Origin of the sequence: Rathayibacter sp. PhB127, assembly GCF_003751665.1 — a bacterium.
Taxonomy (GTDB): domain Bacteria; phylum Actinomycetota; class Actinomycetes; order Actinomycetales; family Microbacteriaceae; genus Rathayibacter; species Rathayibacter festucae.
Genome location: NZ_RKHW01000001.1, coordinates 1,915,710 through 1,937,231 on the forward strand (window position 1 = coordinate 1,915,710; position 21,522 = coordinate 1,937,231).

A 21,522-nucleotide genomic window follows, 5' to 3' on the forward strand; every position below is an offset into this window, starting at 1 on the left:
CATGCTGGTCGAGCAGCCCCGCAGGGGCGCATCGAGCGGCGAAGCCGCTTCGCGTCTCGGTGGGGAGGGAAAGGGACGCGGCTGCGCCGCGTCATGCTGGTCGAGTAGCCCCGCCAGGGGCGTATCGAGACCCGCCGTCACCAGCAGGGCGGGTCTGCAGACTCAGGTGCTGACGGTGGTGGATCTCGATACGCCCGCTCCGCGGGCTACTCGATCAGCATGGAATTCGCCCGCTCCGCGCGCAGCCCGATCGGCATGCGCAGCCCGGGAGAGGAGTCGAAACCGCGCCCCTCCATGCTGGTCGAGTAGCCCCGCAGGGGCGTATCGAGACCCGGCTCGGTCAGCGAGGACGGAGCAGCGCGCTCAGTTGATGGCGAGGACGTCCGCCACGAAGACGATGGTCGAGTCGGGGCTGATGCCGCTTTCCTTCGGCGGGTTGTCCCCGTAGCCCTCGTCGGGCGGGATGATCGCGATGACCTGGGAGCCGACCGGCTGGCCGATCAGGGCCTTGGCGAAGCCGGCGATGACGCCGCCCTGGCCCTCGGTCGCGACGAAGGTCGCTGGGGCGCCCTTCTGCCAGCTGGAGTCGAAGATCTTGCCGTCGGCCCAGAGCCAGCCGGTGTACTGCACGACGACGGTGTCGCCGTCCTCGACGACCGCGCCGTCGCCCTTCTTGAGCTGGGCTATCTCGAGCGTCGTGGGCGCGTCGCCCGAGGGCTTGGCCAGACCGGGGACGCCGTCGGGGTCCAGCGTCACGGCGGGGAAGCCGTTCGGGACGGGCTGGGCCTCGCCGTTCGCGCGGGCCAGCGACGCCTTCTCGATGTCCGCGACGAGCACGAGGGTGTCGTCGGCCGAGATGCCGAGCTGGGCGGAGGAGTCGCCGAAGCCGTCCTCCGGGGCGATCGCGATCGCGACGCGCGAGCCGACCTGGCTGCAGAGCAGACCCTGGTTGAGGCCGACGAGCCCGGCGCCGCCCACCGTGAAGGTGGCGGTGCTCGCTCCGTCGTAGGGCGAGGCCTCGAGGACCGAGCCGTCGGCGCCGTTGACCAGCGTGTAGTCGATCGTGACGAGCTGGCCCTTCTCGAGCGGGTCGCCGGAGCCCTCGATCAGCGTGCTGACCTGGGTGCCGTCCGCCTTCAGCGGCGAGGGCACCGTCACGTCGGGCTGCTCGCCGAAGTCGCCGGTCGCCTTCACGGCCGACGACGAGGCGCCGGACGAGTAGGGGGCGTCGCAGTCGGCCTTCGACGAGGACGCGGAGCATCCGGTCAGGGCGGCGACGATGCCGATGCCGGCGATGAGCGCGGTGGTCCTGCGCACGGGTCCTCGTTTCACGAAGTGGGAGTGGTGGGGCCCGAGTGCGAGACGATCGGGACGGCGGCTCGGCCCGGGGACCGGAAAGCCGGGATCAGCTTAGACGATGCCCTCGTCGTCGCCGGAGCCGGGCGCGGCACCGCCGTCGCCGTCCGCGTCGGCCTCGCCGAAGCCCCGCGCCCTCGAGAGCTCGGCGCTGGTGGCGGACTCCCGCACCCGCTTCCGCAGGCTCTTCGGGCTGACGGCCCGCTCCCCCAGCGCACCGGGAGTCCAGGCCTCGACGTCCTCGTCGCTGAAGTCCGTCTTGGACGGGCGGCGCTTGAGCTCCGGCAGGACCGCACCCGGCGCCAGGCGGCGGGCGGTGATCAGGAAGCCGGTGTGGCCGATCATCCGATGGTCGGGGCGGACGGCGAGACCCTCGACGTGCCAGCCGCGGACCATGGTCTCGTTCGACGCCGGGTTGGTGAACAGCCCCGACGCGCGGATCGCCTCGGCGACACGCGAGAGCTGGGTGACGGTCGCGACGTAGCAGAGCAGGACGCCGCCGGGCGTGAGCGCGTCGGCGGCGACGTCGAGGCACTCCCAGGGCGCGAGCATGTCGAGGACGACGCGGTCGGCCTCGCCGGGGGCGACGGCGCCGGGCAGCTCCTCGACGAGGTCGCCGACGGTGACGCTCCAGTTGTCGGGCGTGTAGCCGAGGAAGGTCTCGATGTTGGCGCGGGCGACGTCCGCGAACTCCTCGCGGCGCTCGAAGGAGGAGAGCCGGCCGCCCGGGCCGATCGCGCGCAGCAGCCAGAGCGAGAGCGCGCCGGAGCCGACACCGGCCTCGACGACGCGGGCGCCGGGGAAGACGTCCGCGAGCGCGAGGATCTGCGCCGCGTCCTTCGGGTAGACGATCGCCGCTCCGCGGGGCATCGACATCACGAAGTCGGCGAGCAGCGGACGCAGGGCGAGGTGCTCGACGCCGACGGTGTTGACGACGACGGAGCCGTCGGGCAGCCCGATGACCGTGTCGTGCTCGATCCCGCCGCGGTGGGTGTGGAAGACCTTGCCCGGAACGAGGGTGATGGTGTTCATCCGCCCCTTCGGCCCGGTCAGCTGCACGCGGTCGCCCGCGCGGAAGGGTCCGGAATGCTGCAGTGCCTCACCGGTCATCGGCGGGCCTCCGTCTCGGTCGTGAGCGCGCGGGAGCGGTGCTCGGAGGACACCAGCGCGAGGTCCGCGACGGTTCGGCCCGCGAGGGTGGGCCAGAGGGAATAGGGGGCGTCGGCGTCGAGCTCGAGCTGGTGCGGCACGCCGATCGCGGCGGCGCCCGAGGCGACCGCGGAGGCGAGGCCGGCGTGCGAGTCCTCGATGGCGACGCAGGCTTCCACCTCGACGCCCAGGGTGCGCGCGGCGAGGAGGTAGGCCTCGGGGTGCGGCTTGCTCTGCTCGACCATGTCGCCGCTGACGACGGTGGCGAAGGCGGGGAACGGGAGGCGGTCGACGACGGCGTGCGCCATCCGGCCGATCGACATCGTGACCAGCGCCTGGGGCACCCCCGAGTCGCGGACGGCGGCGAGCAGCTCGAGCGCGCCGGGGCGCCACGGGATGCTCTCGGCGAGCTGCGCGACGACCTCATCGGTCATCCGGTCGATGATCGCCTCGATGGAGAGGTCGACGCCCTTGCCCTGCAGGATGCGGGCGGAGGCGGGGAGGCCGGAGCCGACCAGGCTCATCGCGTCCTCGTGCGTCCAGACGCCGCCGAAGGAGGCGACCAGCGCGTGCTCGGACGCCATCCAGTAGGGCTCCGTGTCGACGAGCGTGCCGTCCATGTCCCAGAGGACCGCGGCGGGAGCGCCCTCCGGGAGCGGGGGCTGCGGCCGGGACACGGGGAGGGAGGTGTCGGAAGTCACGAGCGACCATCGTACCGGCAGCCCCGATCGGGCCGACCGTACGCGCACAGCGGAAAGACGCGGGCCGGACGGAGGGGTCCGGGGGCGGGTCCTATCCTTGACGAACGGGTTCAGCGCACGCAGCGCTCCCCGGACATCGAGCCGAACACGGAGACCTCGCCTATGAACGTGATCAAGGGGAACGTCCTGGTCGTGGCCTTCGAGGGCTGGAACGACGCGGGTGACGCGGCCAGCGGCGCGGTGCGCCTGGTGAAGGACGCGGGCGAGTTCGTGCCCCTCTTCTCGGTCGACGCCGAGCAGTACTACGACTTCCAGTACACCCGCCCGATGCTCTCGATCGGCGAGGACGGGCGCCGCAGCCTCTCCTGGCCGGGAACCCAGATCTTCGGCCCGGCCGACACCTCCGTGGACGCGGAGAGCGCCCTCTACGTGATGATCGGCACCGAGCCGTCGCGCAGCTGGAAGAGCTTCGCGTCGGAGGTCGTCGACGCCATGCTCGCGATCGACATCTCGGCCGTCGTCTTCCTCGGCGCGATGCTCGCCGACGTGCCGCACACCCGGCCGATCTCGCTCTTCGCCTCGAGCGAGAACGCGGAGATGCGCGCCCAGTTCGAGCTCGAGCGCTCCACCTACGAGGGGCCGGTCGGCATCCTCAGCGTCATCGGCGAGGCCGCGCAGAAGGTCGGCATCCCGGCCGTCTCGCTCTGGGCCTCCGTGCCGCACTACGTGCACAACGCGCCGTCGCCCAAGGCCATGCTCGCGCTCCTCGAGAAGCTCGAGGAGGTCGTCGGACTGGCGATCCCCCGCGGCGATCTGGTCGAGGAGGCCGGCGAGTGGGAGCGCGGCATCGACGCCCTCGCCCTCGACGACGAGGAGATGGCGGCCTACATCGCCCAGCTCGAGCAGGCGCGCGACACCGTCGACTCCCCCGAGGCGAGCGGCGAGGCCATCGCCCAGGAGTTCGAGCGCTACCTCCGCCGCCGCGGCGACGGCCGCTCCGGCGAGGAGCCCTGGCGTCCGTAGCCCGCGCGCTGATCGGACGACCCGCGCAGCGCGTCCCCTTCATGCTGATCGAGTAGCCCGCGGAGCGGGCGTATCGAGCGGAGGGGGCGCCTTCGGCGCCATCGCAGGGCGGGGAAGAGACCGACGTGCTTGCGGTGGGTGGGTCTCGATACGCCCCTGGCGGGGCTACTCGACCAGCATGTCTGCGGGCGTCTCTTCCAAGTAGATCCACCATCTCCTGCAGGCCGGGTCTCGATACGCCGCCTGCGGCGGCTACTCGACCAGCATGGGTGGCACGGATCCGCTTCATGCTGATCGAGTAGCCCGCGCAGCGGGCGTATCGAGATCCGGCGGGCCGAAGGCTCAGCCCAGGCGGACGCCGAGCAGCGCGTCGATCGCGTCGCGCAGGAGGTCGGGGTCGTCGACGCCGCCGGCCGTCGCCGCGTCGAGCACAGCGAGGGCGCCCGGGGTGTCGAGGTCCACCGCGAGCACGGCCCGCAGGCGCTCGAGCACGTCCGCGGCCGACGCCGGCCCGGTCGCGGCGAGCGACGCCTCCCACCGCGCGAGGCGCTCCTCGGCGGCGGGCAGGTCCTCGGGCAGCCACTCCCAGTCGGAGCGGTAGTGGTGCGCCAGCAGCGCCAGGCGGATCGCGCGCGGATCCGTCCCCTGCGCCCGCAGCCGTGACACGAGGACGAGGTTGCCGAGCGACTTGCTCATCTTCTCGCCCTGGTACGCGACCATGCCGGCGTGCGCGTAGGCGCGGGCGAGCGGTCGGCCGGACAGCGAGGCGGCGTGCGCGGCGCTGAACTCGTGGTGCGGGAAGACGAGGTCGCTCCCGCCGCCCTGCAGGGTGAACTCCGGGCCGAGGCGGTCGAGCGCGATCACCGAGCACTCGATGTGCCAGCCCGGCCGGCCCCGGCCGACGGCCGCGTCCCAGGCGGGCTCGCCCGCGCGCTCGGCGCGCCAGAGCAGCGGGTCGAGCGGGTCGCGCTTGCCGGCGCGGTCGGGGTCCCCGCCGCGCTGCGCGAAGAGGTCCGCCATCGTCGCGGCGTCCAGGTTGCTCTCGCTGCCGAGGCGCCAGACGTCGCTCTCACCGGCGGCGATGTCGTAGTAGAGGTCCTCGCCACCGTCGACGGCGGCCTCGGGAGTGGCGACGCGGTAGGCGATCCCGGCGCTCTCGAGGCGGGCGACCGCCTCCGCGATCGGCGCGATCGTCTCGGTGACCCCGTCGTAGTGGTCCGGCGGCAGGATCCGCAGCGCGGTCATGTCGCCGCGGAACAGCTCGACCTGCTCCTCGGCGAGGTCGCGCCAGTCGACTCCGTCCCGCGTCGCCCGCTCGAGCAGCGGGTCGTCGACGTCGGTCACGTTCTGCGCATAGAGCACCGAGTACCCCGCGTCTCGCCAGAGCCGCTGCACCGTGTCGAAGGCGAGGTAGGTCGAGGCGTGGCCGAGGTGCGTCGCGTCGTACGGCGTGATGCCGCAGACGTAGAGGCGCGCGGTGCCGTCCGCGGCGACGAGCTCGACGGGCTCGCCCGTGGCGGTGTCGTGCACGGCCGGCACGGGTCCGCGACTGGGCAGGGCCGGGACGACCGGCGCGTTCCAGGTGCGCATCTACGCGGCGAGGAGGCCCGTGCTCAGCGCGACCATGAGGACGACGCCGAGGACGATGCGGTAGATCACGAACGGCAGGAAGCTGCGGCGCGAGATGTAGCTCATGAAGAAGGCGATCACGACGAAGCCGACGACGAAGGCCACGATCGTCGCGACGAGGGTCTCGAGCCCGCCGACCTGGATCTGGTTGGGCAGGATCTCGGGGTCGCTGATGCTCTTGTACAGCTGGTAGAGCCCGCTGCCGAACACCGCGGGGATCGCGAGCAGGAAGGAGTAGCGCGCGGCGGCCTTGCGCTCGTAGCCCATGAAGAGGCCGGCCGTGATCGTGCCGCCGGAGCGCGAGACGCCGGGGACGAGGGCGAGCGCCTGCGCGCCACCGAAGATGAGGCCGTCGCGGCCGTTCAGGTCGCGCAGCCGGCGCTTCTTCGCGCCCACGGCGTCGGCGACGCCGAGCAGGATGCCGAAGACGATGAGCGTGGTGGCGACGACCCAGAGCGAGCGGAGGGTGGTCTCGATCTGGTCCTGGAAGAGCAGGCCGAGCACGATGATCGGGAGGCTGCCGATGATGATCAGCCAGCCCATCCGGGCGTTCGCGTCGCTGCGCGGCACCTTGCCGACCAGCGAGCGGCACCAGCTCGACACGATCTTCACGATGTCGCGCCAGAAGTAGATGATGACCGCGGTCTCGGTGCCCAGCTGCGTGATGGCGGTGAACGCCGCTCCGGTGTCCTTGCCGTCCAGTCCGGGGAGCAGCTCGCTCACGATCCGGAGGTGGGCGCTGGAGGAGATGGGGAGGAATTCGGTCAGACCCTGGACGAGTCCCAGGATCAGCGCTTCGAGCAGGCCCATGCGTCACTTTCGAGGAGGGCTGGGGCGTCGTCGGCCAGCAGGCGGTCGGTGGTGGTCGTCGATCTGACCATCAGGATCGCAGGAGGAGATCGGTCAGGACCTTCCTGCCAAACACTAGTGCGTCGAGCGGAACCCGCTCATCGACCCCGTGGAACAGTGCCGGGAAGTCGAGCGCGCCCGGCAGCTGCAGGGGCGCGAAGCCGTAGCCGGTGATCCCGATCGTCGAGAGAGCCTTGTTGTCGGTGCCCCCGGACAGGAGGTACGGCAGCACCTCCGCCTCGGGGTCGAAGCGGCGGAGCGAGGCCGCCATGCTCTCCACGAGCGGACCGGCGAAGGGCACCTCGAGTCCGATGTCGCGGTGCTGGACCAGGATCTCAACGTGCTCGCCCGCGAGGACCTTCAGGCGCTCGAGGACGGCGTCCTCCTCGCCGGGGAGCACGCGGACGTCGATGGTCGCCTCCGCGGTGTCCGGGATGACGTTGGCCTTGTAGCCGGCGGAGAGCATCGACGGGTTCGCCGTGGTGCGCAGCGTCGCCGCGATGAAGCGCGAGGCGGTGCCGGTGGCGAGCGCGAGCTCCTCCGGGGTGCTGCGCTGCGGGTCGTGGCCGAGGATGCGGGCGACCTCGCCGAGCAGCTCGCGGGTGGTGTCGGTGAGGCGGGTGGGCCACTCCTCGCTGCCGATGCGGGCGATCGCCTGGGCGAGGCGGGTCACGGCGTTCTCGCCGTTGATCTGCGAGCCGTGGCCGGCCGTGCCGCGGGCGCGCAGCGTCAGCCAGAGCAGCGCCTTCTCGCCGGTCTGCACGAGATAGGCGCGCTTGCCGCCGAGCTCGATCGAGTAGCCGCCGACCTCGCTGATCGCCTCGGTCGCGCCGGCGAACAGCTCGGGCCGGGTCTTGACGAGGTGGCCGGAGCCGCGGACGCCGCCCGCCTCCTCGTCGGCGAAGAAGGCGATGACGAGGTCGCGGGAGGGCTTCCGGCCGCTGCCGAGGATGTCGCCGAGGGAGGCGAGGATCATCGCGTCCATGTTCTTCATGTCGACCGCGCCGCGGCCCCAGAGCATGCCGTCCTTGATGACGCCGCCGAAGGGGTCGACACTCCAGTTGTCCGCGATGGCCGGGACGACGTCGAGGTGCCCGTGCACGACGAGGGCGCCGCGCTCGCGGTCCTCGCCCGCGACCCGGGCGACGACGCTGGTGCGGCCGGGATCCGAGTCGATCAGCTCGGGCTCGAGGCCGAGATCGCGCAGACGGGCGGCCACGTACTCGGCGGCCTCGCGCTCGGGCTCGGCCTTCCCGTCGCCGTAGTTGCTGGTGTCGAAGCGGATGAGGTCCCGCGCGATGATCGCGGTCTCGTCGAGATCCGACTCGGAGGGGGCGGCGGCGCTGTCGGAGGACGTCATGCCCCCACGCTAGCGGGCGGGCTCGCGGCACCCCTCTCCCCCGGTGTCATCCGAGGCGTTCGAACCGTGCTAATGTCTTCTTCGGCCGCGGAAACGCAGGCCGGAAACAACACTCGTCCGGGTGGCGGAAATGGCAGACGCGCTAGCTTGAGGTGCTAGTGCCCGTATAGGGCGTGGGGGTTCAAGTCCCCCCTCGGACACCGGCAGAACCTCTCGATCTCACGGAGATCGGGGGGTTCTTCTCGTTGGTGGCGGCGGTTCGATCAGCCGTAAGCGCGAGAGATGCGGTCAGAGGTCGAGAAGGCCCTGCCCACGCTCGAAACGAGAGCGATCGGCGTGGTTCACGCGCTCGCCTCGAGCAGCGCCGATCGCTCCTCGTCGGGGATCAGTCCGGCGAGCGGTGACACGGAGCGCAGGTCGTGGGCGTGCTCCGTCTCCACGAGCAGGGCCTCGATCTGCGTGGAGAGCGGACTGCGGAGCAGCTCTGCCCACTCGTCCAGCCACTGGTGCGCATCCCCGCGGACCTTGCCTCGCAGTTGCTCGAGCCGCGCTTACGCCCGAGGACGGAAGTCCGGAGAGCGGTCGAGGAGCTCCAGCGCGGCGCGGTGGAGCTGGACGGAGCGAGTGGTCTCACGACGCAGTGACCGATCACGGTCGCGACGATCCGCCTCGACCTCGGCCATGACCGCCTCGTGGGAGGGGAGGGCACGCCTCAGGAGGCGGCGCGCGGCGAGCGCCGTCGTCCGGTCGGTCCTTCGCGCGAGCGCGGCGATGCTCAGCCCGATCGGCACCGGCTCCTCGCTGACGGACGGCCACCGCTCATCGGGGACGTGATGCAGGATCACGGACGTCGCTGACGGGCCGGCTGCGGCGTCCTCTCCTCGGAGCCGAGCCTTCAATCGGGTGGAGACGAGGATCTCGAGGCGGCTGGCGTCACGCAGGCCCGCTCGAGGATCCGATGCACCTACGGGAAGGACCTCCCGCTCCCCCCGCAGCTGCTCGACGAGACCTGTGGGAAGCTCCAGGGACTCCGGCGGCAGAAGCTTCGCGGTCCACGAGCGCGTCACCGCCACGGGATCCTCCGCGCTCTCGAGTCGCTGGATCATCCGGGTGATGCGACTCCGCTCGGACCTCGTCAGAGCCGGGTCCACAGCACCCGAGAGCGTGGCGACGAGTCCCCACGCCATCCGGTCGCCGAGTGGGCGGGACACACGCGGGGCCGGGACATTCTGATCACCCCTGATGACATGCACGCCTCCGACCTTCTCCGCCCGGATGCGCCCCTCGGCGATGAGCTGCCGGATGCGCGCCGCACTGACGCCGCGCTCTCGCGCGACCTCGGCGACGGACTTCAACTCCTGCTCGGTCATGAGACGAAGTCTATCGATAACGCAAGGGAAGTGCACCGCACAATCCCGACGACCACCAGTGCGAAGAGATGCATTGAAGGTCAGATTCCTTGACCTTCGCCAGCCTCGCTCCTAGGCTCTCGCCGGGTGAGAAACCGAATGAAACAGTTTCCTAGATCGGAAGCACGGGTCTCACCTCTCGCCCGGCGTCGTGCCGGACGACCTCGATCGAACGGACGCACCATGACGACCACCTCCTTCACCGCCGGCTGGATCGTCCGGGCGCCGCGCGGGCCGTTCGCCGCCGTGCAGGGCGGGGTCGACGACTCCGTCGCGGTGACGCTGCCGCACGACGCGCTCCGCGATGCCGAGCGCTCGCCGGAGGCCGTCTCCCAGGGCGGGACCGCCTACTACCCGGGCGGTGCCTACAGCTACGTCACGACGTTCGAGGTGCCGGCGGAGTGGGCGGGCAAGGTAGTGCGGCTCGAGGTGCAGGGCGCCTACCGGCACGCGATGGTGTTCCTCAACGACGAGTTCGCGGGGAACCGCGCCGACGGCTTCGCGCGCTTCTTCGTGGAGCTGACCCCGTTCCTCCGCTTCGGCGAGACGAACACGCTGCGGATCGAGGTCCGCTCGGGGCAGGACTCGCGCTGGTACGCCGGCGCCGGGCTGCACCGGCCGGTGCTGCTGCACGTCGACGAGCCCGTGCACATCGAGCCGGACGGCGTGCGGATCACGACCGTGCGAGTGGAGGACGACCAGGCCGTCGTCGAGGTCGCGACGAGCATCGTCAACCGCGGGCTCACGACGTCGTCGCTCTCGGTGTCGACCGAGCTCACCGGGCCGGCCGGCGACGTGGTGGAGAGCGCGACGACACCGGTCACCGTCGCCCCCGGCCGCACCGCCCTCGTGCGCCAGCGCCTCTACGTGCAGGAGCCGGCCCTCTGGAGCGTGGACTCCCCCGCCCTGCACAGCGCCCGCACGAGCATCGGCGTCGGTGACGACGTCGTCACCGTGCACGGCATCCGGACCGTCACCGTCGACCCGCGGAAGGGTCTGCGGATCAACGGCGAGACCGTGCTGCTGCGCGGCGCCTGCATCCACAGCGACAACGGCGTGCTGGGCGCCGCCTCGATCGCCCGGGCGGAGGAGCGCCGGATCCAGCTGCTCAAGGAGGCCGGCTTCAATGCGATCCGCATGGCGCACAACCCCGCCTCGCCGTCGATGCTCGACGCCTGCGACCGCCTCGGCATGCTCGTGATGGACGAGGCCTTCGACATGTGGGTCCGCGGCAAGACCCACCACGACCACTCGCTCGACTTCGCGCAGTGGTGGCGGGCCGACCTGGAGTCGCTGGTCGCGAAGGACTACAACCACCCCAGCGTGATCCTCTACTCGATCGGCAACGAGATCGTCGAGGTCGGCACCCCGCACGGCGCGGTGCTGGCCCGCGATCTCGCGGAGCACGTGCGCTCGCTCGACCCCACGCGGCCCGTCACGAACGGCGTCAACCCGACGCTGGCGGTGCTCGACGAGCTCGACAGCATCCTGGCCTCGGAGCAGGGGCTGAACGAGCTGATGGGCGAGGCCGGCGCCGGGATGATGGCGGCGATCGGCTCCTCCGACGCCGTCACCCGTCGTACGGCGGAGTCGAGCGCGGCGGTCGACGTGCTCGGGCTGAACTACGCCGACGGGCGCTACGCGAGCGACGCGGAGCTGTTCCCGCAGCGCGTGATCGTCGGGTCGGAGACGTTCCCGTCGCAGATCGGCGAGCTGTGGCCGAAGGTGCTGGCGAACCCGAACGTGATCGGCGACTTCACCTGGACCGGCTGGGACTACCTCGGCGAGGTCGGCATCGGCGCCACCTCCTACGCGGAGGACCCGGCCGCGAACGGCGCACTGGAGCGCGAGTACCCGTATCTGACGGCGTGGTGCGGCGACCTGGACATCACCGGGTGGCGGCGGCCCGCCTCCTACTACCGCGAGATCGTCTTCGGGCTGCGCTCGGTGCCGGCGATCGCGGTCGTCCGGCCGGAGCGGCACGGGCAGACGGTGACGATGCAGTCGCCGTGGGCGTGGAGCGACTCGGTCGACTCGTGGACCTGGCCCGGCTTCGAGGGCTCCCCCGTCACCGTCGAGGTGGCGGCGGACGCGGACGAGGTGGCGCTGCTGCTCGACGGCGTCGAGGTGGGGCGCTCGGCCGTCGGGGCGGTTCGGCCGATGCTCGCCTCGATCGAGACGGTGTACCGGCCGGGCACGCTGACGGCAGTCGCGTACCGGTCCGGGAGCGAGACGGGGCGCAGCTCGCTCGTGTCGGCGTCCGGACCTGCGGTGCTGACCGCGACGGCGGACCGGACGTCGCTGCGCGCGGACGACACGGACCTCGCGTATATGGCGATCGAGCTGCGCGACGCGGCGGGAGTGCTGTTCACCGGGGCCGACCGCGTCGTCTCCGTCGGCGTCGAGGGCGCGGGCGTACTCGCGGGCTTCGGCAGCGGGGCGCCGGCGACCACCGAGCGCTTCGACGCCACCTCGCGGACGACGTTCGACGGCCGCGCGCTCGCCGTCGTCCGTCCGACCGGCCCGGGGCCGATCACGCTGCTCGTCTCCTCCGACGGACTCGACGACGTCCGCATCGAGCTCTCCGCGAGCTGAACATCGCCGATTCGTGCCGGGAACGGAACTAGCGCTGAGGCGAAGCATGCTGATCGAGTAGCTCGCGCAGCAGGCGTCTCGAGATCCACCGTCCTGCAAAGCGCGGGTCTCGATACGCCCCTGCGGGGTTACTCGACCAGCATGGAAGCGAGAAGCCAGTGTGGACCTGTACCCGCTAAGATTGACGTATCCGTCAACTTGGAGGTCGAGATGACCGCAGCCCGGCTCCTGCGCTCCGCCCGCTGGGGTGCGCGCCTGTCTCAGCGGGAGCTCTCCGCATCCTCCGATGTCGCCGAGGCCACGCTGTCCCGGATCGAGAACGATCGGCGGCAGCCGTCGGTCGACCTGCTGGAGCGGCTGCTCTCCCGCACCCAGCACTCGATCGTTCTCGTGCCGACCGTGCGCAAGGACGCAGCGACGATCGGCGCGATCATCTCGGAGGCGCTGGACGCAGACAACATCAGGACCGCGTACCGGCAGCTCATCCAGCTCGCCGACAACCTCGCCGAGGTGCACGGCGCGCTCCGAGTCGGTCTGACCCTCGCCGAGCCCCCTCCCTTCGCCGAGCCCGGCTGGGGAGCAGCGCTGGCCGCCGTCGCCGCGTACCGCCTCGACGAAGCGGGACTCCCTCACGCCGAGTGGATCGACGACCCGTCGCGCTTCCTGGCGGCGCCGTGGCAGCCGCCGACCGGCGGAATCCGGACCCGGGTGGACGCCTCGCGGGTACCGGAGGAGTTCGCCCGGCGCAACGTCCTCATCGAGGCCGAGACGCTGGTGAGCGCCTGATGGACCAGTTGAGCCGCGAGGACATCGTCGAGGGGCTGTCCGATGTGGTCGAGATCCTCGCTCGGTCACAGCGGCCTGCCGGGATCCGGATCGTCGGCGGTGCCGCGATCGCGTTCTGGTTCGGTGACCGGCGACTCACCGATGACGTCGATGCGCGTCTGACTCCTGCCGAGGACGTGCTGGCAGGAGGCGGAGGAGCTGCACCGCGCCTTCTACCCGGGCGACGAACTGACGGATCGAGCACTTCTGCTGCTCGAGGACATCCTCCGCGGCGGGGTACCGGCGCCGGATCTTCTGACGCTTCCCACCCTGGGCCGCACGAAGGACACCGACGGCTCATCGTGACGGCGGCACTTGACGACCCGAAGACCTCCATGCTGATCGAGTAGCCCGCGGAGCGGGCGTATCGAGATCTACCACCGTCTGCACCTGAGTCTGCAGACCCGCCCTGCTGGTGACGGCGGGTCTCGATACGCCCCTGGCGGGGCTCATCGACCAGCATGACGCGGCGCAGCCGCGTCCCTCTCCCTCACCACCGAGACGCGAAGCGGCTTCGCCGCTCGATACGCCCCTCCCGGGCTGGTCGACCAGCAGGGGCGGGTCAGGCGGCGAGGACTCCGGCGGGTGACCAGCCGAGGGCCGGGGCGATCGACTCGGCGACGGTCTGCAGCAGGCGCGCGTTGTACTCGACGCCGAGCTGGTTGGGGACGGTGAGCAGGAGGGTGTCCGCCTCCTGGACGGCGACGTCGGCGGCGAGCTCCTCGGCGAGTCGGTCGGGCTCGCCGGTATAGCTGCGGCCGAAGCGGGCGCGGACGCCCTCGAGGGAGGCGACCTGATCGCGCTCGCCGCGGCCGCCGAAGTAGAGGCGGTCGAGGTCGGTCGTGATCGGCAGGACGCTGCGCGACACGGAGACGCGCGGGGTGCGCTCCCAGCCGGCCTCCGCCCACGCCGAGCGGTACTCGCGGATCTGCCGCGCCTGCAGCTCGTCGAAGGGGATGCCCTCCTCCTCGAGCAGGAGCGTGGAGGACTGCAGGTTCATGCCCTGTTCGGCCGCCCAGCGGGCGGTCGCGAAGCTGCCCGCACCCCACCAGATGCGGTCCTCGAGACCCGGCGAGCGCGGCTCGATCGCGAGCGGGCTCGACATCCCGGTGCGCGCGGGGTCGGTCTCGGCGACGGCGGCGCCCGAGAGCGCCTCGCGGAAGAGCTGCACCTTGCGGCGGGCGAGGTCGGCGTCGGAAGTGCCCTGCGAGGGGACGTAGCCGAACGCCTCGGAGCCGCGGAGAGCCGTCTCCGGCGATCCTCGGCTCACGCCGAGCTCGAGCCTGCCGCCGGAGATGAGGTCGGTCGCGGCCGCCTCCTCCGCCATGTAGAGCGGGTTCTCGTAGCGCATGTCGATGACGCCGGTGCCGATCTCGATCCGCCTGGTGCGGGCGGCGATCGCGGCCAGGAGCGGGAACGGCGACGCCAGCTGCGGCGCGAAGTGGTGGACGCGGACGTACGCGCCGTCGATGCCGATCTCCTCGGCCGCCTCCGCGAGCTCGATGGTCTGCAGGAGGACGTCGCGCGCGGTGTGCGTCAGCGACCCCTCGACGGACTGGTAGTGGCCGAAGGAGAGGAAGCCGATGCGCGAGACCATGCCTGCTCCAGCGTCGGACGCGTCCCGGCTATTCCCGGCGGCGAGCGCCGTGCGCCCACCGCTCCGCTCAGCTCGCCTCGAAGTCGGCGGAGACCGAGGCCGAGACCTCGATGTCCTCGGGCTTGAGCGCGAGCTCCTCCTGGCCCTTGAAGGCCATCGCGCGGCTCATCACGGCCGAGCCGCCCTCGATCCGGGTGTGCGGGCGCAGCCCGGGCTCGAAGAGGGTGAGCACCCGGGGCTCCCCCAGGCCGAGGGCGGAGGCGTAGGCGGCGGCGCGCTCGCGGGCGTCGCGGACCGCGGCCACCCGCACCTCGCGCTCGGCGCTCGCGCGCCGGGCGGCGGTGACGTCCCAGTCGACCCCGGCGACGGTGATGCCGGGCGCCTCCGAGACGGAGGCGACCCAGCGCCCGAGGGCGTCGAAGTCGCGGTACTTCACCCGGACACTCGCGGCGGCGACGTGGAACTGCTCGGTGACGTCGGAGTCCTTGAGGTACCGCTGGATGGTCGAGACCGAGACCTGGTCGGCCGACCACCAGGTCGCCGCGCCGGAGGCCTGCTCGGCGCGGGCCTCCTCGCGCACGCGAGCGTGGAGGGCGGTCACCTCGTTCAGCGCCTGGGAGCGCGAGCGCGACTCGCGGCGGATCTCGAGGCGGACGGTGCCGCGCTCAGCGGGGTGGAAGTGCTGGGCGATCCCGGCGACGGTGATGGTGACCATGGCCTCATCGTGCCCCATCGGGCTGCGTCGGGGGTGCGGACCCGGGGATCGGAGCTGCGGACCGGGAGGTCAGCGGTGCAGGCCCAGGGCGCCGCGGAGGCGGTCGGCGAGCGAGAGCTCGATCGCGAGGTTGCTGAGGAGCTGGTCGCGGTGGGCGCCGCGCGCGGGCGGGACGACGGTGCCGGTGCGCGGGTCGGTGCCGCCGCGCAGGGCCCGCTCGCAGTCGGCGATCGTCTTCTCGATCAGCTCGAGGCGACGGGCCAGCCGGTCCGACTGGTAGTGCTCCCGTGAGATGGGGCCGTCGAAGGGGTGGCGGGTGGTGGGGGTCGTGAGGGTCGCGGTGGCGATTGCTGCTGCACTCATGCTGATCCGATCCGTCGGGGGCGCCTAGTGGGCGCCGTTCGTGTGGGAGATAGATCAGCACGGGAGGCGACGCTCGCCACGATCGATGACGTGATGCGCACAGTGCTGGCACGAATCGTGCCGCTATCTGGCACGATTCGTTTTCCGTGGCGCGATTCGTCCATTCGGGCCACCTCGGCCCCTGGGGCGCCGTCAGTCGCTGAAGACGGCCAGCTGCTCGTTGCCGACGATCGCGAGGGTCCGGACGAGGCGGGTGTACCGCTCGACGAGCTCCTCGACGGCGGCACCCTGGCCGACCAGCGCGGCGATGCTCTCGGCGGGGAAGAGCGAGACGATCTCCATCGCGACCGCCCTGCCGTGCTCGAAGGAGAGGGCGCGCGCGTACTCCAGGGCACGGGTCAGCTGCGGGCGGTCGCCGTCGGAGGTGATCGCGGCGGGATCGGCGTCGGCGGCGTGCGCGAGGACGGCGACGAACACCCGGGCGATCTCGTCCACCCGCAGAGCCCGGACCAGTGTGAGCAGGCGCGAGGACACCCGCGACACCCCGCGCGCCAGCAGTTCACCGCTGAGGGCGCGGACCTCGATCACGTCGCCGCCGACGAAGTCGCCGGAGACCCGCTTGATGCCGGACGCGAACAGGCTCGAGCCGGAGGCGATGCTGCGCTCGGCCTCGAGGTTGATCTCGACCCGGCCGCGCGAGGTCGCGACGCCCGAGATCCAGCGCTGCTCCACCGCGGGGTGCGCGTGGACGGCGCGGACGAGGGTGCCGGGGCCGGGGCCGTCGATGGCGCCGAGGATGACCTCGGGAGTGCGGGCGCCGGCGATGCGCGTCGAGACGCCGTTGTGCGCGGCGAGCTCGGCAGCCTTGAGCTTCGAGCGGATGCCGCCGCGGCCCGTCCCGCCCTTCTGCACCCCAATGCCGCGCAGCTCCGTGATGCCCAGCTCCTCGAGGTGCACGCCCTCGGCGATGCTGCCGGCGAAGACACCGGGGACGTCGGTGAGCAGCAGCAGCAGATCCGCGCCGAGGAGCATCGCGAGGCCGCCGGCGACGCCGTCGTTGTCGGAGCCGGCGGAGTCGATGGTGTCGTTGCCGTTGACGATCGGCACGACACCCGCGTCGAGCGCGTGCCGGATGGCCTCCGCGACGTGCGCCATCTGCCGCGGCGACGCGAGGTCGGACTCGCCGATCAGGATCTGCGCGACGAGCGAGCCGGAGAGCTCGGCCACCGAGCGGTAGAAGCCCATCAGGACGGTCTGGCCGACGGCGGCGGCGAGGCGCGGGCTGATCGGCGCGTCCTGCGAGCGGGCGAAGAGCGCGCGGCCGGAGGAGACGGCGCCGGAGGAGACGAGGACGACGTCCCAGCCGAGTGCGCGCGCACCGAACGCGCTCTCGAGGGCGCTGGCCAGGAGCACGGGGTCCGGTCCGGACTGCTTGGTCACCGAGCTCGAGCCCATCTTGACCACGAGGGTCCGCCGCCGTGCCGGGAGGGAGGAGGGGTTCTCGGCTGCGGCTTCGGGCAGGGCGTCGGACATGGCTCCCATGGTAGGGGCGCACTCGCGACGGGCCCGCCGCATTTCCCTAGTGCTGGTCGGTTTTCGGCGTATCCTTCTCGCGGAGCCGACGAGGGCTCCCCTTCGGAAGGACGCCCCCATGACATCGACGTCATCCCCCGCCGGTGAGCCGCTCGACGAGCAGGTCGATCGCCGCTACCTCGACCCGCTGCGCCCCGTGGCCGAGCGGGTCGACATCCTGCTCGGCCAGATGACGCTCGAGGAGAAGGCCGGGCTCTTCTTCCAGACCATGGTCGTGATGGGCGAGGGCGGAGCGCTCGCCGAGGACGGCGCGTTCGGACTGCCCTCGACCGCGACGATGGTGCTCCAGAAGCGGATGTCGCACTTCAACCTGCTCGGCGGCGGGACCGCCACGGCGCGCGAGCTCGCCGAGTGGCACAACCGGGTCCAGGAGCTGGCGTCGTCGAGCCGGCTCGGGATCCCCGTGACCCTCTCCACCGATCCGCGCCACTCCTTCACCGACAACCCCGGCACCGGGGCGCAGGCGGAGGCGTTCTCGCAGTGGCCGGAGCCCCTCGGCCTCGCCGCGATCGGCGACGAGGACCTGGTCGAGCGCTTCGGCGACATCGCCCGCCGGGAGTACCTCGCCGTGGGCCTGCGGGTCGCGCTGCACCCGCAGATCGACCTGGCGACCGAGTCGCGCTGGGCGCGGCAGGTCGGCACGTTCGGCGAGGACGCCGAGCTCACCGGGCGGCTCGGCGCCGCGTACATCCGCGGCTTCCAGGGCGAGTCGCTCGGGGCGCAGTCGGTCGCGACGATGACCAAGCACTTCCCCGGCGGCGGACCGCAGAAGGACGGCGAGGACCCGCACTTCCCGTACGGGCGGGAGCAGGTCTACCCGGGCGGCAACGCCGAGTACCACCTGCAGCCCTTCGTGAAGGCCTTCGAGGCGGGCACGAGCCAGATCATGCCGTACTACGGGATGCCGGTCGGGACCGAGCACGAGGAGGTGGGCTTCGGCTTCAACCGCTCGGTGATCACGGGGCTGCTGCGCGAGCGGTTCGGCTTCGACGGCATCGTCTGCACGGACTGGGGACTGCTCTCGGACTCCGACATCATGGGCGACCACCACGTGGCGCGCGCCTGGGGCGTCGAGCACCTGTCGGTGCCGGAGCGGATGGCGAAGGCACTCGAGGCCGGTGTCGACCAGTTCGGCGGCGAGTCGATCCCGGAGACGCTGGTCGCCCTGGTCCGGGACGGGACGGTCGCCGAGGAGCGGCTCGACGTGTCCGTGCGTCGGCTGCTGCGGGAGAAGTTCGTGCTCGGGCTGTTCGACTCGCGCGCGGTGGATCCGGCTGCCGCCGAGGTGGTCGTCGGCTCGGCGGAGTTCCGCGCGGCGGGCGAGGCCGCCCAGCGCGCGGCGATCACGGTCCTCGCGCAGGACGGCGTCCTGCCGGCGCGGCAGGGGCTGCGGCTGTACGTCGAGGGGATCGATCCGGTCGTCGCCGCGGGGTACGGCACCGTCGTCGGGTCTCCGGAGGAGGCGGAGCTCGCGGTGATCCGGCTGCAGGCGCCCTTCGAGCAGCGCGCGACCGCGTTCGAGAACGTCTTCCACGCCGGCTCGCTCGACTTCCCGGACGACGTCGTGGAGCACGTCCTGGCTGTGGCGTCACAGGTGCCGACGGTCGTCGACGTGTTCCTGGACCGGCCGGCGATCCTCACTCCGATGATCGACTCCGCGGCGGCGCTGCTCGGTGACTTCGGCGCGTCGGGGGCCGCGGTGCTCGACGTCGTCTTCGGAGTGTCGGAGGCCCGTGGAACACTACCGATGGACCTTCCGCGCTCGATGGCCGCCGCGGCGGCCCGCCGGCCGGACGTGCCGTTCGACACCGCGGATCCGCTGTTCCGGTTCGGTCACGGACTGCGCGTGACGGGGTCCGCGGAGGGGTAGCGCGGCGAGCCCCGGGCTCCTCCACAGGGGGCGATCCGGGGCCTTCTCCACGTGCTCCGGCACCCGGCGCGGCGGATGTCGGTGGCGATTGACATACTCGAACACATGTTCGAACATGGGTTGATGAGCCCCCCTTCACAGCACCCCTCGCAGGGGGTCGCCGACACCGCGGAACCGCTGCTGCGGCAGCTCGCGTCGGTGAAGGAGCTGCAGTCGCGGATCCGCGACATGCAGGCGACGACGCTCGAGTCGAAGAGCCTGGCGACGCTGCCGGCCTTCGCCTCGGTGCTGCCGGGCGGCTCGCTCAAGCAGGGCGCCGCCTACTCGGTCGAGGGCTCGATGAGCCTGGCCATGGGTCTGCTGGCCGGGCCGTCGTCCGAGGGTGCCTGGTGCGGCGTCGTCGGCGTCCCCGAGTTCGGCGCCGAGGCGGCGGCCGGCCTGGGGATCGACCTCGAGCGGCTCGTGCTCGTGCCCTCCCCCGCCGAGCACTGGCTCACCGTCACCGCGGCCCTGGTCGACGTCCTCACCGTCGTGCTGACCCGCCCGCCCGCCTCCGTCTCCTCGGCCGACGTCTCCCGGCTGGGCGCACGGCTGCGGCAGCGCGGGGCGGCGCTCGTCGTCCTCGGCGAGTGGCCCCAGGCCGAGGCGCGGCTCAGCATCCGCAGCAGCCGCTGGGAGGGGCTCGGCGCCGGCCACGGCTACCTGCGCACCCGCGAGGCGCTCGTCGACGTCGTCGGCCGCGCCGGGACGCGGGTGCGCACCGTGCGGATGAGCATGCCCGGCACCGGGCGCCCCTTCGGCGTGCTGGGCGGGCCCTCGCATCTGCAGGAGCGCACCCTGCACGAGCGGGCGGTCTGAGATGACCCGTTCCGCAGGCGCTCTCGAGCTTCGCCGCACGATCCTGGTCTGGTGCCCCGACTGGCCCCTGCTCGCCGCCGCGGCGGACGCCGGGATCGACGCGGAGACCCCGCTCGCGCTCACCGAGAAGAGCCTCGTCTTCGCCTGCTCCCCCGGTGCGCGAGCGGAGGGCGTGCGCCGCGGCATGCGGATCCGCGAGGCCCAGTCGCGCTGCACCGGGCTCGCCGTGCTCCCCTACGACCCGGTGCTCGATCACCGCGCCTTCGAGCCGCTCGTCCAGGCGCTGGAGGAGATCACCCCGGGCGTGCAGCTGATCCGGCCCGGTCTCTGCGCGATCCGCGCCCGCGGGCCGCGCCGCTACTACGGCAGCGAGCAGTCGGCGGCCGAGGCCGTGCTCCAGCGGCTCGCCGAGCTGGGCGTGCCGCTCGCGCGGGCCGGCATCGCCGACGGACTCTTCGCGTCCGAGCTCGCGGCCAAGCACTCCGGCACTGCGGTCGCGATCGTGCCGGCGGGAGAGAGCGCCGCGTTCCTCGCGCCCCTGCCGCTCGACGCCCTCGAGACCGAGGCCGTCGGCGCGCGCACCCGCACGACCGGCAAGGGCGAGGACCTCATCGCCCTGCTGCGCCGGCTGGGAGTCCGGACGCTCGGCGCCTTCGCGCAGCTGCCGCGGGACGACGTCTCCGCGCGCTTCGGCCCCGAGGGGGCGCGCGCGCACGTGCTGGCCTCGGGCGCCGAGACCGAGACGGTCGTCCCGCGGCTCCCGCCCGAGCGGCTCGACCGGGTGCTCGAGTTCGAGCCGCCGCTGGACCGGATCGACCAGGCGGCCTTCGCCTTCCGCGTCCCGGCGGAGGAGTTCGTCGACGGGCTCACCCGGGCGCAGCTGGTGGCGACCGCGATCAGGATCGAGGTCGTCAGCGACCGCGGCGAGGTGTCCTCCCGCAGCTGGCTGCACCCGCGCTGGTTCACCCCCGGCGACGTCGTCGACCGCGTGCGCTGGCAGCTGCAGGGCAACGGCGCGATCGACGCCGGGCTCGGCTCGCCGATCGCCCGGCTGTCGGTCGAGCCGGAGGCGGTCGACGCGATCGGGAACCACGAGCAAGGGCTCTGGGGCACGGCTCCCGAGGAGCGGGTGCACCACGGTCTCAGCCGCGTGCAGAGCATGCTCGGCCACGAGGCCGTCGTCACCGCGTCGGTGGGCGGGGGCCGGTCGCTGCGCGACCGCCAGCACCTGATCCCCTGGGGGGACAGGGAGCCGGGCGACGCCCGGCCGCGCGGGCTGCCCTGGCCGGGGGCGCTGCCGCCGCCCCTGCCGCCCACGGTCTTCGCCGAGCCGGCGGCAGTCCTGGTCCGCGGGCCCCGCGGCGAGCCGGTCTCGGTCGACGACCGCGGCTCCCTCACCTCCGTCCCCGCTTACTTCGCGCCCGGCTCCTCGCAGGCCCGCCTGCAGCCGGTGACGGGGTGGGCCGGTCCCTGGCCGATCGACGAGCGGTGGTGGGACGCGCGAACAGCAGTCCGCTACGACCGCTTCCAGATCGTCGACTCCGACGGGGTCGCCTGGCTGCTGCTCTGCCTCGACGGGGAGTGGGCGGCCGAGGCCCGCTACGACTGACTCCCCCGGCCGCTGACGGCC

General features: G+C 72.3%; 17 protein-coding genes and 1 tRNA gene. 7 read left to right on the plus strand and 11 right to left on the minus strand.

The genetic code is table 11. The features are described 5' to 3' along the window. Window positions 1-363: 363 nt before the first annotated feature. The 3 genes from EDF22_RS09230 to EDF22_RS09240 form a co-directional block, all read right to left on the minus strand. Entirely contained in the window at window positions 364-1,317 is a 954-nt protein-coding gene (locus tag EDF22_RS09230; RefSeq protein ID WP_185038838.1) for an FKBP-type peptidyl-prolyl cis-trans isomerase, read from the minus strand. A 93-nt stretch (window positions 1,318-1,410) separates the two neighbouring features. Then, window positions 1,411-2,466, minus strand: a complete 1,056-nt coding sequence (locus EDF22_RS09235; protein WP_123704217.1) for a tRNA (adenine-N1)-methyltransferase — start codon at window positions 2,464-2,466, stop codon at window positions 1,411-1,413. Then, entirely contained in the window at window positions 2,463-3,206 is a 744-nt protein-coding gene (locus EDF22_RS09240; protein ID WP_260303369.1) for an HAD family phosphatase, read from the minus strand. Before EDF22_RS09240 ends, EDF22_RS09235 begins: the two co-directional genes overlap by 4 nt. Window positions 3,207-3,368: 162 nt before the next feature. On the opposite strand from EDF22_RS09240, the gene EDF22_RS09245 reads away from it, so the two are divergent. After that, on the plus strand, window positions 3,369-4,229 hold the full coding sequence (locus tag EDF22_RS09245; RefSeq protein WP_123704219.1) for a proteasome assembly chaperone family protein: 861 nt from the start codon (window positions 3,369-3,371) through the stop codon (window positions 4,227-4,229). A gap of 342 nt (window positions 4,230-4,571) precedes the next feature. Here EDF22_RS09245 and mshC read toward each other — a convergent pair whose 3' ends face one another. The 3 genes from mshC to EDF22_RS09260 all read right to left on the minus strand — a co-directional run bounded on the left by mshC (window position 4,572) and on the right by EDF22_RS09260 (window position 8,067). Next, window positions 4,572-5,819, minus strand: coding sequence for a cysteine--1-D-myo-inosityl 2-amino-2-deoxy-alpha-D-glucopyranoside ligase (gene mshC / locus EDF22_RS09250; protein ID WP_123704221.1), 1,248 nt, complete (start codon window positions 5,817-5,819; stop codon window positions 4,572-4,574). Beyond that, entirely contained in the window at window positions 5,820-6,668 is an 849-nt protein-coding gene (locus tag EDF22_RS09255; protein WP_123704223.1) for an undecaprenyl-diphosphate phosphatase, read from the minus strand. It lies immediately after the preceding gene. Between the two features lie 70 nt (window positions 6,669-6,738). Further along, a complete protein-coding gene (locus EDF22_RS09260) occupies window positions 6,739-8,067 on the minus strand; it encodes a M20/M25/M40 family metallo-hydrolase (RefSeq protein ID WP_123704225.1) in 1,329 nt (442 codons plus the stop codon). A 115-nt stretch (window positions 8,068-8,182) separates the two neighbouring features. Between EDF22_RS09260 and EDF22_RS09265 the strand changes: the two genes are divergently transcribed. Continuing rightward, window positions 8,183-8,267, plus strand: a tRNA-Leu gene (locus tag EDF22_RS09265). 351 nt (window positions 8,268-8,618) lie between these two features. Here EDF22_RS09265 and EDF22_RS09270 read toward each other — a convergent pair. Continuing rightward, the gene (locus EDF22_RS09270) at window positions 8,619-9,437 is read right to left on the minus strand and encodes a helix-turn-helix domain-containing protein (protein WP_123704227.1); all 819 of its coding nucleotides are present in this window, start codon (window positions 9,435-9,437) and stop codon (window positions 8,619-8,621) included. Between the two features lie 222 nt (window positions 9,438-9,659). On the opposite strand from EDF22_RS09270, the gene EDF22_RS09275 reads away from it, so the two are divergent. Together EDF22_RS09275 and EDF22_RS09280 are read left to right on the plus strand one after the other, a co-directional pair. After that, window positions 9,660-12,071, plus strand: a complete 2,412-nt coding sequence (locus EDF22_RS09275; RefSeq protein WP_123704229.1) for a glycoside hydrolase family 2 TIM barrel-domain containing protein — start codon at window positions 9,660-9,662, stop codon at window positions 12,069-12,071. A gap of 210 nt (window positions 12,072-12,281) precedes the next feature. Further along, the gene (locus tag EDF22_RS09280; RefSeq protein WP_185038840.1) at window positions 12,282-12,857 is read left to right on the plus strand and encodes a helix-turn-helix domain-containing protein; all 576 of its coding nucleotides are present in this window, start codon (window positions 12,282-12,284) and stop codon (window positions 12,855-12,857) included. 601 nt (window positions 12,858-13,458) lie between these two features. On the opposite strand, the gene EDF22_RS09285 is transcribed toward EDF22_RS09280, so the two are convergent. The 4 genes from EDF22_RS09285 to proB all read right to left on the minus strand — a co-directional run bounded on the left by EDF22_RS09285 (window position 13,459) and on the right by proB (window position 17,104). Then, window positions 13,459-14,493: an LLM class flavin-dependent oxidoreductase gene (locus EDF22_RS09285; protein ID WP_123704233.1), complete on the minus strand. Its 1,035-nt coding sequence runs from the start codon at window positions 14,491-14,493 to the stop codon at window positions 13,459-13,461. A gap of 67 nt (window positions 14,494-14,560) precedes the next feature. Next, window positions 14,561-15,208 (minus strand): SIMPL domain-containing protein, encoded by a 648-nt coding sequence (locus EDF22_RS09290; RefSeq protein ID WP_166674092.1) that lies wholly within the window; start codon window positions 15,206-15,208, stop codon window positions 14,561-14,563. A 69-nt stretch (window positions 15,209-15,277) separates the two neighbouring features. After that, window positions 15,278-15,571, minus strand: coding sequence for a hypothetical protein (locus EDF22_RS09295; RefSeq protein WP_123704236.1), 294 nt, complete (start codon window positions 15,569-15,571; stop codon window positions 15,278-15,280). Window positions 15,572-15,763: 192 nt separating this feature from the next. Continuing rightward, window positions 15,764-17,104, minus strand: a complete 1,341-nt coding sequence (proB, locus tag EDF22_RS09300; RefSeq protein ID WP_166674093.1) for a glutamate 5-kinase — start codon at window positions 17,102-17,104, stop codon at window positions 15,764-15,766. A 118-nt stretch (window positions 17,105-17,222) separates the two neighbouring features. On the opposite strand from proB, the gene EDF22_RS09305 reads away from it, so the two are divergent. The 3 genes from EDF22_RS09305 to EDF22_RS09315 all read left to right on the plus strand — a co-directional run bounded on the left by EDF22_RS09305 (window position 17,223) and on the right by EDF22_RS09315 (window position 21,501). Then, window positions 17,223-19,034, plus strand: coding sequence for a glycoside hydrolase family 3 protein (locus EDF22_RS09305; RefSeq protein WP_123704240.1), 1,812 nt, complete (start codon window positions 17,223-17,225; stop codon window positions 19,032-19,034). A 123-nt stretch (window positions 19,035-19,157) separates the two neighbouring features. Next, a complete protein-coding gene (locus EDF22_RS09310; RefSeq protein WP_123704242.1) occupies window positions 19,158-19,892 on the plus strand; it encodes a hypothetical protein in 735 nt (244 codons plus the stop codon). Window position 19,893: 1 nt separating this feature from the next. Next, window positions 19,894-21,501 carry a DNA polymerase Y family protein gene (locus EDF22_RS09315; protein ID WP_123704244.1) on the plus strand — a complete coding sequence of 536 codons (1,608 nt, stop codon included), beginning with the start codon at window positions 19,894-19,896 and terminating at the stop codon, window positions 21,499-21,501. The last annotated feature ends 21 nt before the right edge of the window (window positions 21,502-21,522 follow it).

What these genes read in the sequence shown, in the direction of transcription:
- EDF22_RS09280 (WP_185038840.1), top strand. Translation starts at nt 12,282, where the DNA reads ATGACCGCAGCCCGGCTCCTGCGCTCCGCCCGCTGGGGTGCGCGCCTG.
- EDF22_RS09270 (WP_123704227.1), bottom strand. Translation starts at nt 9,437, where the DNA reads ATGACCGAGCAGGAGTTGAAGTCCGTCGCCGAGGTCGCGCGAGAGCGC.
- EDF22_RS09290 (WP_166674092.1), bottom strand. Translation starts at nt 15,208, where the DNA reads ATGGTCACCATCACCGTCGCCGGGATCGCCCAGCACTTCCACCCCGCT.
- EDF22_RS09235 (WP_123704217.1), bottom strand. Translation starts at nt 2,466, where the DNA reads ATGACCGGTGAGGCACTGCAGCATTCCGGACCCTTCCGCGCGGGCGAC.
- EDF22_RS09275 (WP_123704229.1), top strand. Translation starts at nt 9,660, where the DNA reads ATGACGACCACCTCCTTCACCGCCGGCTGGATCGTCCGGGCGCCGCGC.
- EDF22_RS09305 (WP_123704240.1), top strand. Translation starts at nt 17,223, where the DNA reads ATGACATCGACGTCATCCCCCGCCGGTGAGCCGCTCGACGAGCAGGTC.
- EDF22_RS09295 (WP_123704236.1), bottom strand. Translation starts at nt 15,571, where the DNA reads ATGAGTGCAGCAGCAATCGCCACCGCGACCCTCACGACCCCCACCACC.
- EDF22_RS09315 (WP_123704244.1), top strand. Translation starts at nt 19,894, where the DNA reads ATGACCCGTTCCGCAGGCGCTCTCGAGCTTCGCCGCACGATCCTGGTC.
- EDF22_RS09285 (WP_123704233.1), bottom strand. Translation starts at nt 14,493, where the DNA reads ATGGTCTCGCGCATCGGCTTCCTCTCCTTCGGCCACTACCAGTCCGTC.
- EDF22_RS09255 (WP_123704223.1), bottom strand. Translation starts at nt 6,668, where the DNA reads ATGGGCCTGCTCGAAGCGCTGATCCTGGGACTCGTCCAGGGTCTGACC.
- proB (WP_166674093.1), bottom strand. Translation starts at nt 17,104, where the DNA reads ATGTCCGACGCCCTGCCCGAAGCCGCAGCCGAGAACCCCTCCTCCCTC.
- EDF22_RS09260 (WP_123704225.1), bottom strand. Translation starts at nt 8,067, where the DNA reads ATGACGTCCTCCGACAGCGCCGCCGCCCCCTCCGAGTCGGATCTCGAC.
- EDF22_RS09310 (WP_123704242.1), top strand. Translation starts at nt 19,158, where the DNA reads ATGAGCCCCCCTTCACAGCACCCCTCGCAGGGGGTCGCCGACACCGCG.
- EDF22_RS09245 (WP_123704219.1), top strand. Translation starts at nt 3,369, where the DNA reads ATGAACGTGATCAAGGGGAACGTCCTGGTCGTGGCCTTCGAGGGCTGG.
- mshC (WP_123704221.1), bottom strand. Translation starts at nt 5,819, where the DNA reads ATGCGCACCTGGAACGCGCCGGTCGTCCCGGCCCTGCCCAGTCGCGGA.